The organism is uncultured Dysgonomonas sp. (assembly GCF_900079725.1).
Lineage (GTDB): Bacteria > Bacteroidota > Bacteroidia > Bacteroidales > Dysgonomonadaceae > Dysgonomonas.
The window spans coordinates 2,146,506-2,157,960 of sequence record NZ_LT599032.1 but is presented as its reverse complement, the minus strand read 5'-3'; the positions used below and the strand labels follow the sequence as shown (position 1 = coordinate 2,157,960).

Here is an 11,455-nt window from a genome sequence, read left to right as displayed (position 1 = left end):
GAATGTAAGACTAAACCCTAACGTTAATACCTTAAAATTTAAACCATGAAAAGATTTAAGATTGTGGGACTTCTGTTTCTCTTTCTGCTTACCAACTCTTTGGGTCTGTATGCCCAGGGTGGGATGTGGAAGTTAAGCGGAACTATTAAAGACAACAGTGGAGAGCCCATGCCCGGTGCAACCGTGACGGTGAAGAACAGTCAGCGTGGATTCATTGCAGATGAAAGTGGAAATTTCAAAATCGACGTTGCTGTAAACGAGACTCTTGTTATAAACTTCATTGGCTACAAAACACAGGAGATTCTAATAACCCCGACCCTGAACAATCTCAATGTCGTTCTCGAAGACGAAAGCAGGCTTCTGGAAGGAGTAACAGTTACAGCCCTTGGCATTAAGAGAGAGAAAAAAGCCCTTGGTTATTCTATCGGCGAAGTGCAAGGAGACGAGTTACAGAGAGCTAAAGAAACAAATGTCATCAACTCGCTTGCCGGGAAGATTCCGGGACTAGTAGTTACTCAGACTGCCGGTGGTCCTTCGGGTAGTACACGCGTAGTATTACGCGGTATGACCGAACTGACTGGGAACAACCAGCCTCTTTATGTTGTGGACGGAATTCCGCTTGATAATACCAATTTTGCGGATGCAAACGGGAGTGGAGGTTTTGACCTCGGTGACGGTATCTCTTCAATCAACCCCGACGATATTGAAAACATGTCGATACTGAAAGGTCCGGCTGCAGCCGCACTTTATGGTAGCCGTGCTTCACATGGTGTTATCCTGATAACAACTAAAAAGGCTGGTAAAAAACAAGGCTTAGGTGTGGAATTCAATTCGACAACGACAATCGAAAAGCAGCTTACCAAATACAATGACCTACAAACTTCTTATGGTCAAGGTTTCAATGGCTCGTTCTATGGTGAAGATCCCAGCGACAGAACATCTTCCAATCAAAGTTGGGGACCAAAGATTGACCCTAATCTGCATTACTATTATTTCGATGGGCAAACACGTCCCTACGAACTCACAAAGAACAATCTCGACGGCTTTTTCCGAACTGGTGTTACAACCCAGAATACTGTAACCATCAACAATGTAAAAGATGACAATGGCGTCAGGCTGTCCTATACCAACTTATACAATCGAGACATCGTTCCCAATACAAATATGAAACGTAACAGTATCAATCTGAGGGGAAATACAAAAATCGCCAGTAAAGTTGACGTAGATGCAAAGATAACGTATGTCCGCGAAGACGTTAAGAATCGCCCGGCACTAGCTGGTGACAGCTATAACGCTGCCAAAAACTTAATAACGCTTCCTACCACATTCAATCAAGCTTGGTTGAAAAATTATTATCAAGATGAAAATGGAAATTATGGCGATTGGAACAGCAGAAATCCTTATGCTCTCAATCCATACTGGATGCTCTATGCGATGGAAAACAATTCGACAAAGGATAAATTTTCCGGCATGGCATCGCTTAATTATGCAATCAACAACAAATTCTCGGTCCGTCTGACAGGTGGTACAGACCTTAACTTTATGAACTTTAGGGAATTTGCTCCAATGACTACACCTGGCCGTGAAACCGGTTACATGCAGGAGATGGACTTCAAAAACAAATCGTACAATGTAGAGGCTCTTGCATTCTACAAAGACAAATTCGGCAAATTTGACTTCGGCGCAAATGTCGGTAGTAATATATTTTATGTAGACAATAAGACAAGCCTTATTACCGCACAAAATATGGTCGACCGTACTGTACAAAGCTGGAAAAACTTTACCAGCATAGAAGTTGACGAAATTCCGTACGAAAAACAGATCAACTCGCTGATGGCCATGGCAAACGTAGGTTACAACGGGTTCCTGTACCTGGATGCTACTATGCGAATGGATTACTCATCCACTCTGCCGGCTGGTAACAGAACGTATGTTTACCCTTCAGTTAGTACATCTTTCGTCTTTTCTGAAGTATGGAACGTGAATAAGGATATTATTCCTTATGCCAAAGTCAGGGCCTCTTTTGCGCAAGTTAGTAGCGACACTGATCCTTATCAGTTGCAACTGCAATACAAAATGTCATCGAAAAGTTACGGTTCAATGGGTGCAGGAAGCATAAGCAACACCGTTATCCCAAATAAAGACCTGAAACCAACCCGGACAAACTCCTTCGAAATAGGATTGGATATGCGCTTCCTGAAAAACAGGCTGGGATTTGACTTTACCTATTACTCCCAACGTAGCCACGACCAGATATTAAGTATGACCACATCAACAAGTACAGGTTACGCAGGTGCATGGATCAATGCCGGCAAAGTAGATAACAAAGGTGTTGAGATCGTGCTGAATGGACGTCCAGTTGAAACTAAAGATTTTTCATGGGACGTAAGTGTAAACTTCTCCAAGAACATAAACAAGATCATAGAACTTCACCCTGATGTAAAATCACAGGAACTATCCAGAGCGGGATGGCTAGATGTTGTAGTTGAAGCAAGAGAAGGTGAAAAATATGGTTCGATCACAGGGCTTACATTGCAGCGAAACGAGAACGGCGATGTTATCATAGACCCTAATACCGGGCTTCCTCTAAAATCGACTAACAGATCTGTGATAGGTAATGCCAGCTGGGACTGGACCGGAGGACTAACAACATCTCTCCGTTACAGGAAACTTGCTCTTTCAGCCATATTTGACGTAAAAGTGGGTGCAGACCTCTTCTCCCTTACAGCAAGAGATCTCGTACGCAGTGGTAAGCACAAGTCGACCATTGAAGGACGTGATGCATGGTATGAGTCGGAAGAAAAACGCAAAGCTGCAGGGAAACATACCAACGATTGGGAACCGACTGGAGGATTCGTTGCTCCGGGTGTTGTGGAAACTACAAACGCCGATGGAACAAAATCCTATACAGCGAATACCAAAATAATCGACCCGCAAGTGTATTGGCAACATATTTCCGACAACGATCCGGAACAGTTCGTTTACGACAACAGCTATGTAAAATTAAGGGAGCTGACTCTTACTTACGATCTTCCCAAACAGTGGATAAATAAATTCGCTCAGGATGTTTCTGTTTCTTTCGTTGCACGTAATCCGTTCATTATCTGGAAGAACATAGACAATATAGATCCCGACTCCAATTACAATAACTCGACTTCCCTCGGTTTAGAATGGGGTTCAATGCCATCGAGACGTAGTTTTGGACTTAATGTTAACATCAAATTCTAAAAAAGACAGTTATGCTAAAAAGAATAATAAAATACCTGACTTTCTCCATCCTGGTCGTTCTGCCATCGTCGTGCACCGATTTCGACGAGATGAATACCAATCCTACGACTTCGCCCTCGATGGACCCGAACAATCAGCTCACTTATGTACAGCTGATGACATGGGGAGATATGGAAACCACAGAAACTATGGTTGTTTATTTGTCGGCCATATCACAGATTTATGTAGGCGAATATAATGCGACTCTATATGGAGGGCAATATACCCGTAATAACGAAACCATGTCTAAACTATGGAAGAAAATATATTCAGTACAAATTAAAAACCTTGTGGATATTCTCGAACAGACCAAAGAAAATCCGGATCAGGTGAATATATACTCTGTTGCCAGAATATTTAAGGTATACCTCATGATGATCCTGACAGATACTTATGGCGATGTTCCTTATTTCGATGCCGGAATGGGTTATTATAGTGGTATCCTCAATCCTACCTATACTCCACAAAAAGATATCTATTACGACTTTTTTAAAGAATTGGAAGAGGCGGGTGCAGCTCTTAATACCAGTGGCGATGCAGTTTCAGGTGATATTGTGTATGACGGTAATATCGAAAAATGGAAACGTTTTGCAAACTCGTTGTGGTTGAGAGCTGCCATGAGGTTGGTCAAAATAGAGCCTCAGACAGCGCAGGAACAAATCAACAAGATTATGGCGAACAGCGCAGGGTTACTACAACTAGATGATGATGCTTTTGTCCCGTATATGGATATTTATGACTTTAAAACGGAAGAATTCCGCCGAAATGCAATATCGCAAAGATACCGTAGAATTGATGACTATCCGGAAGCTTTTATTTGCTCTACATGGTTTAACAAATTGCTTGAAATGAACGACCCACGGCTGACACGTTTAGCCGGATGTTATTCATTTGAGAACGCAGATTTCTATACAGCAGGTGACCCGTGGAGCCGTTTTGATGCATTGGAAATGTTCCTTGCTGATGATGCTTTGAAGGCAAATATTACCGCAATCGATCCAGGATGCTTCAATTACGAGCCTTGGGTTGCAAAAGGCTACTGGTTTGGAGACCCCAAAAACTACTGGGACAACAAAGTGACTCTGCCTCAGGTAAATAATTCACTTTTAGGTGGTGCTACTCCTGGATACCTGATGACTTATGCCGAAAGTCAATGGCTTTTAACGGAAGCCAAGCTCAGATGGAACCTTGCTTCGATACCAGAGACTGTTGAAGTCTTATACGAAAAAGCACTCAGAGCCAGTATGAAATACCAGAGCAATTATCCTGAAATGAAAGCAATAACAGAAGATGAGATAGATGCGTATATGTTGCAAAATCCTTTTCCATCAGCAACGGCTGACAGGCTGAAAGAAGTTTGCGAACAAATATGGGTATTGCATTATGTAAACGGGCCGGAGGCTTTTGCTTCCTGGCGCCGGACTGGATACCCTGCACTTAAACCCGGTAAAGATTACCCCGGGGGTAAATCCATCGAATCACAGACTGTGCCACGCAGACTATTCTACCCTCTCGATGAAGCATCTTCGAACGGTAAAAATTACAGGGCAGCCATCGCTGCTATGGGCTTAACAGAAGATAGCTGGAACGCCCGTGTATGGTGGGATAAAGACTAATTGAATTATTAAATTTATAATTATGAAAAAGTTTATATATATAATACTATTGATGGCGGCGGGAGTATTGATATTTACAAAATGCAGCGACGATCCCGAAGCGCCGGTGCTGACAGAATATGATTATCCGCGTATAATGGGTTTCTTGATGGATATTGAAGAAAGACCTGTCCAGACTCAGATGGGGCATCCATGGGAGGCAGAATTACAGTACACACCTGTGGAATATTGCACTGCCATCTGGTATGTCGATGGTGTGGAATATGCAAGAGGAGCAAGTATATCCTATACGCCAACCTCGATAGGCACAGTCTCAATCCTGTTCGAAGTCAGTACCCCCCACCACTCTACGCATCGTAAATATATCCTTACTGTAGTAGAATAAACACTATAAGCAAAAAGAAGATGAACATCATCAGATTTTCATTGATAGGCTTGGTATCTGCTCTTTTCTTCGCTTGCGGCGGAGAAAAGGGCCAAGCCGCCTATCTTGATCCTGCACAGCCGGTAGAAAAAAGAGTGTCCGACCTTTTAGGGCGTATGACACTTGAAGAAAAAGTCGGTCAGATGTGCCAGTATGTAGGTCTGGAACATATGCGGCAAACTGCTGCCGGAGTCGATCCCGAAGAAATAGAAAAAGGTCATGCCAATGGTTTCTATCCTGAATTTCCACCCGAGAAGATCGAGCAAATGACCCGTGAAGGCCTGATTGGCTCGTTTTTGCATGTACTTACAGTAGAGGAAGCTAACCACCTTCAGGTACTAGCTGCCGAAAGCCGGCTCAAAGTTCCGCTTATCATCGGAATTGATGCCATCCATGGCAATGCATTGGTGAAAGGAGCAACAGTTTACCCTACCCCGATAAATCAGGCTGCATCATTCAATCCCGAACTGATTGAAAAGATGGCACGCCAAACCGCTCTTGAAATGCGGGCTACAGGAATGCATTGGACATTCACGCCCAATGTGGAAGTTGCACGGGATGCCCGTTGGGGACGGTTCGGAGAAACATTCGGAGAAGACCCCCTACTCGTAGGACGCATGGGGGCAGCTACTGTCAGAGGGCTTCAGATGGAAGATTATACAGGCCAAGACAAGGTACTTGCCTGTGCCAAACACTTTGTAGGAGGAAGCCAGTCTGTAAATGGTATCAATGGTGCTCCGTTCGACGTGTCGGAGAGAACCATGCGCGAGATATTTTTTCCACCGTTTAAAGACTGTATTGACGCCGGAGTTGCAACTTTTATGTCTGCACATAACGAATACAATGGGATACCTTGCCATGCCAACAAATACTTGATCGAAGACGTAGTTCGCGGCGAATGGAAATTTAAAGGGTTTTTCGTGAGCGACTGGATGGATATCGAGCGGCTTGAGGATTACCACAGAGTCGTACCCACGTGGGAGGACGCATTTAAGCTGACTGTAGAATCAGGTATGGATATCCACATGCATGGGCCCGAATTCTACTTCGGTGTCATTGATCTAGTGAAACAAGGTAAGCTGTCGGAAAAAAGGATAGACAAATCGGTTCGGATGATCCTTGAAGCCAAATTCCGTCTCGGTCTTTTCGAAAACCCATATGTGAAAGACGAAACTACACGCAAGATCGTCTTCAATGAAGACCACCGTGCGACAGCGCTCGAAGCGGCAAGGCAGGGTATTGTGCTTTTGAAAAACGAAGGACTATTACCTATTGACGACAAAAAGTATCATAAAATACTTGTGACAGGTCCAAACTGCAATAATCAGTCTATATTAGGCGATTGGGCCATGGAACAGCCCGAAGAAAACGTGATCACCATTTGGGAAGGTCTAAAGCAAGTACGCCCAGATGTACAGTTTTCACTTTGCGATTTCGACTGGGACATCCGCAAGATGGATACTGAAAAAGTAAAGCAGGCTGTTAGTATGGCACGCACGAGTGATCTTGCCATTGTGGTTGTGGGTGAAAATTCAATGCGGTGGAATTGGAACGAAAGAACCAACGGCGAAAATGTTGACCGCTATGATCTGACGCTTTACGGTCTTCAGCAGGAACTTGTTGAAGAAATATACAAAACAGGCATCCCTGTAATAGTTGTGCTTACGAGCGGACGGCCAATGACTACAGAATGGATTGACGACCATATTCCTGCTATTGTAAATGCTCTGGAACCTGGTGGACAAGGAGGGCAGGCTGTAGCAGAAATACTATTCGGAGACGTGAATCCTTCGGCCAAACTGCCGATGACTATACCTCGCCATTCGGGGCAGATACAAACCTATTATAATTACAGGTTCACATCGAAATGGTTTCCTTATGCTACAGGAAAATCTACCCCACTTTATGAGTTTGGTTATGGATTGAGCTATACAACTTACCAATATTCTGAAGTAAAACTTTCTACCAATGAGATCAAAGCAGATGGCACACTGACTGCTTCGGTCGAAGTGACCAACACCGGAATGCGCGATGGTACCGAAATCGTACAGTTATATATTACTGATAATATAAGTTCGGCAACACGTCCGGTAAAAGAACTCAAGGATTTCGCCCGTGTCGACCTGCGTGCAGGTGAAACGCGTAACGTAGAGTTCACGATAACTCCTGCACAATTGGCATTCTACAATGTTGATATGAAATATGGCGTTGAACCCGGAATGTTTACTGTATCTATTGGCTCTTCTTCCCGGGATGCGGATTTGAAACAGGCTCAGTTTAATGTGAAATAAGGCTCTGAAGATTTCGAAAGGTAAAGGTTTTATCAGATTTGAAAATAATTATCTATACCTTGTTCAGTTGATAGTTAGCTGTCAATAATTAACAATTGGATCATTGAAATAATGTTCAGTGTTAGCTAAAATTGACGGATTTACATACGCTACACTCCTGTGAACGTTGGTTGTCGGAAACATCGTTTGATGAAGCGAAAACGAGTCAAATATCACTCAGCGGAGCGAAGAGTAGCTAATTTGGTTAAAAAGTAGGGGTGTCCTTTTGGTACCCGGGATACATAAAAACAGGCAACCACAAGAGATTGCCCTACAAATAGAAGAAAACTTGACAGAGTCAAAATAATAAATATATGTCAACTTTGTCAAGTTTTTTTAACAATATTGAAAAATAATGGAAATAAAGACAGCAATATATGCGGCAATTCTGACCGGATCATTGGCTTTCCTTACATATTTTGGAAGCAGTTGCGGCAGTTCTAAGGACTTACCCACTCCCGAAAAACAGACGTTGCGGGAAGCAGTATTCCCCTTCGGAGGTGCCATTTCGCCCGAGTTTCTGAAAAACGACACACAATACAGGGAATTGGCGGCTAGGGAATTCTCAAGTATAACTGCCGAATATGTTATGAAAATGACTGCTATCAGCCGGGGCAAAGATGTTTATGACTTCGCGGCAGCTGACGAAATAATTGATTTTGCCAGAAAGAACAAAATGCGTGTTCACGGACATACCTTGGTATGGTATCGTGAAACTCCCGAATGGTTAAAGAATTATACCGGAACCCGTGAAGATTTCATTATGCTACTTGAAAAATATATTAAGGCCGTTGCTGGGCATTTCAAAGGTAAGGTTGTATCATGGGACGTTGTAAATGAAGCACTGCTGGATGATGGTTCAATACGCATTGAAGAAAACATCTGGTATCAGAAAATCGGACTCGAATATATTGAGATTGCCTTTCGTGCGGCACATAAAGCCGATCCCGATGCTTTACTTTTTTATAATGAATACGGACAAGAGTACAGCAAAGTCAAGAGTGACGCTGTAAACAAGTTGATGGATGAACTAATAGAAAAGAGAGTTCCTATACATGGTATCGGCTTGCAAATGCATACCAATGCCAACATAAACGATCTGCAACTCAAACAAGCTGTCAGGGATGCCGGAGCCAAGGGATTGAAAGTACACATCTCAGAACTGGATGTACAGACCAATATGGAAAATAATTCAGACTATGTGTTCACTGAAGAAAGTGCACTGAAACAAAAAGAAGTTTATCGCTGGGCTACCGAAGCAATGATGGAACTGCCCGCAAACCAACGTTTCGGAATTACCTTCTGGGGTGTGACAGATCAATATTCATGGAGATGGCTATATGAAGGAATACCTGACAAAGTATTGCCTTTCAGCGAAAAATATGAACATAAGCCAGGTTATGAAGGTATCTTGGAAGGACTCAAAGAGAAGTAAATATATAAACCTCTGTTTCAAAACAAATTAGAAATGAAAACAACCGATTTATTAAGAAAATGTCTATTCTTCATCGTTTGTCTTGCTGGGGCCATAGCATGTACGGAAAGTAGCGACATTAAAAGTCTCATTCCCGATAAACCATCCAATGCCCCCGATTATTTTTGTACATGGAATGTACAAACCTATGTGATGAATGGGCGCACCCCAATGAAAGGGATGGTAGAACAAAACCTTTTCGGGAAAGGGAAATATGAAGGATGGACTAACTTTTACCCGAAAATACGCAAAGATCTTATTTTTGTAATGGATGATTCGTGGGATGTTCCGGTAACTGATACTACCCACTCTCATAATTTCGGAACAATTGCACTTGACCCAACGCGTTTTCCATCATTTAAAGGGAATGATCAGGAACGACTAAAACAACTTGTCGACAGTATCAAGGGCCGGGGATGGCGTGGTGCTGGCGGATGGATAGCTGCCGAAAAAGCAGAAAAGTTTACTGAAATACCGGATAAAGATTTTTGGACAATGCGCCTCCAAGAGTCGAACCATGCAGGACTCAGCTATTGGAAAGTAGACTGGGGACGCCAATGTCACAATAAAGAGTGGCGCAGAATGATTACCAACCTAGGGCATCAGCACGCTCCGGGGATGTGGGTGGAACATGCTTCTGTACACAACTATTGGGAATTCGCCCCACCTATGCACTTGCATTATGCCCGTTTTAGCGATATATTCCGTACCTACGATGTAGAAAACATAACTGCACAGCCAGTTACCATACAGCGTATCTGCGACCTGTTGCCCTTCTCTGCCGAAGAGGGTGCGAAAGGTATCCTCAATTGTGAAGACGAACCTTATATAGCTGCAGGGCTGGGATGTGCAATTGGTATCATGCGTTATCCATTTCTTGGCAACCTACCTGATGGCACTCCTGATAAACCGTTTCCAGAGGTTGGACGTAACGTGAAATCCCGTATTGATGAGGTTATACGTGGGGTGAGATGGCATCGCATTGCTGAACCATTCGGCATTGGCAGTGTCCCTTACACTATAGACGAGCAGAGATTACATGACAACTGGATACTTCATGAAAACGAAACCTGGGTTCAAACACATACAATCGGAGAGGCTGTACAGGTTTCAGCTCCAGCACGTGTAAGCCGTGGAATGGCGCTTCCCGAACTCTCGGATTCTAGTATGGAAGACCGGCCTTATGTACTAGCTTCAAGGTATCCAAATGGAGCTATAGCCCTTGTATCGGTAAGCAGAACCCTTGGACGTGAATACTATACCAAGGAGGTGGGAGTGACAATTCCTGTAGAGGATATTGATGTTCCGGTAGGAATCTTTGGATATTTTAAAGATGTAACTCTCGTGTTCCCACAAAATGTGGAATGGGGCAAGCATAAGATTTATGCACAAGACCTAGCAGGCGATACCCCAGTAGAAATAACTAATGAAGTTAAATTGGAAAATAATCGTTTGATAATTCCTAGCGAAGTGATACGCCACGTGGGATTAATGGCAGCAGGTACGGGCGATAATTCCGATCCTGGACTGGTATTACGTATATTTTAAAACTTAGTTGTATATTGGAGATAATATTATCTGCTTAACAGGCTTGCTTCTAGAAAGGCAAGCCTGTTAAATGTTTATTTTATTGTCCCTTTTGTATTTAATGCCTGTCTCTACCTCTTATCGAAGGAATGCCGTATTGGGATGCAGAATATTGAAAGTGAGGATAAGCGGAGCATCGACGAACATAGTCAGGATATAATAGTATCTCAACTGGGTGTACTATTGAATTATGCCGAACGCTTTTACACACGACAGTTCAGGACAAGAAATAGTGTTGAATCAGATATTCTGACATGCTTTCAGTCTATACTACAAATACATTTTGATGATAATAAAGACAAACTTATTACGGCGAATGATATTGCATCCAAATTAGCCATGTCTACGCACTATTTGAGCGATCTACTTCGCAATCTGACAGGTGTGAATACACAACAGCATATTTCACACCTTTTTAATTGAAAAGGCAAAAAGCCTGCTGTTGATAACTACACTTTCAGTTGATGAGATTGATGAGATTGCTTTTTCACTTGGATTTGAATATCCGCAATATTTCAGCCGTCTATTCAAAAGCAAAACAGAACAAATGTCTGAAGACAAATATGTTTAAACAAAAGGAATAATTTATTACATGTCAAATATTCATTATACCTTTGTATATATAAAGAATACAAGTCAACTCCAAGCCAAAAGTGGTGTTATGAGAGACAACAAAAAGCCCAAAATAACTACTAAACCGCTACTGATGTAGTAGTAGTTATTTGGTAAAATATTAATAAACATTGGTTTAAGATAC

At 42.6% G+C, this 11,455-nt stretch carries 7 protein-coding genes; all 7 read left to right on the top strand.

What is annotated here, in order from left to right:
* Positions 1-45 precede the first annotated feature (45 nt).
* Entirely contained in the window at positions 46-3,228 is a 3,183-nt protein-coding gene (locus QZL88_RS09035; protein WP_296940286.1) for a SusC/RagA family TonB-linked outer membrane protein, read from the top strand.
* An 11-nt stretch (positions 3,229-3,239) separates the two neighbouring features.
* On the top strand, positions 3,240-4,883 hold the full coding sequence (locus QZL88_RS09030) for a SusD/RagB family nutrient-binding outer membrane lipoprotein (protein WP_296940284.1): 1,644 nt from the start codon (positions 3,240-3,242) through the stop codon (positions 4,881-4,883).
* A 22-nt stretch (positions 4,884-4,905) separates the two neighbouring features.
* Complete coding sequence (locus tag QZL88_RS09025; RefSeq protein WP_296940283.1) at positions 4,906-5,268, top strand: hypothetical protein; 363 nt, start codon at positions 4,906-4,908, stop codon at positions 5,266-5,268.
* 20 nt (positions 5,269-5,288) lie between these two features.
* Positions 5,289-7,598: a glycoside hydrolase family 3 N-terminal domain-containing protein gene (locus tag QZL88_RS09020; protein ID WP_296940282.1), complete on the top strand. Its 2,310-nt coding sequence runs from the start codon at positions 5,289-5,291 to the stop codon at positions 7,596-7,598.
* 394 nt (positions 7,599-7,992) lie between these two features.
* Positions 7,993-9,072, top strand: coding sequence for an endo-1,4-beta-xylanase (locus QZL88_RS09015; protein ID WP_296940280.1), 1,080 nt, complete (start codon positions 7,993-7,995; stop codon positions 9,070-9,072).
* A gap of 33 nt (positions 9,073-9,105) precedes the next feature.
* Complete coding sequence (locus QZL88_RS09010) at positions 9,106-10,659, top strand: hypothetical protein (RefSeq protein WP_296940278.1); 1,554 nt, start codon at positions 9,106-9,108, stop codon at positions 10,657-10,659.
* A gap of 141 nt (positions 10,660-10,800) precedes the next feature.
* Positions 10,801-11,121: a hypothetical protein gene (locus tag QZL88_RS09005; RefSeq protein ID WP_296940276.1), complete on the top strand. Its 321-nt coding sequence runs from the start codon at positions 10,801-10,803 to the stop codon at positions 11,119-11,121.
* Positions 11,122-11,455: the final 334 nt, after the last annotated feature.